Origin of the sequence: Paenibacillus sp. KS1 (genome assembly GCF_001680695.1) — a bacterium.
Lineage (GTDB): Bacteria > Bacillota > Bacilli > Paenibacillales > Paenibacillaceae > Paenibacillus_B > Paenibacillus_B suaedae.
Map to the genome: position 1 here is coordinate 1 of NZ_MAIS01000349.1, position 317 is coordinate 317.

Annotated in this window: 1 pseudogene; it reads right to left on the reverse strand. The window is 41.3% G+C overall.

The annotated features are described in order from the left end of the window. Nucleotides 1-214, reverse strand: a pseudogene (locus BBG47_RS30545) (hypothetical protein); the annotation flags it as partial. Between the last annotated feature and the right edge of the window lie 103 nt (nt 215-317).

Below are 317 nucleotides of genomic sequence, written 5' to 3' on the forward strand. Positions count from 1 at the left end.
ATCCTTCTGGCATCCCTTCTGGCTCCTGAATAACTGCTCCCTTCAATTTAGTTGTCCAGTTCTTGTAGTCTTCATATTTTGTGAACTTGGGGAACTCCGAAGAATATAAAAACTCACTTCCGCCATTCAGTTTTTTATCACTGACATATAGAACATAGAAATCCCCCGGATTTTTTTTGATTTGAAATATCTTTTTCTTCTCTGCTTCGAACATTTTCTTTTTTTCTGCATCAGTCGGCGCTTTGGCTGCTGCCGTCTTGAGCGTGATGCTATTGATTTATTGCGACGATGCTGCCTGTACAGCAGCGCTCATGGAA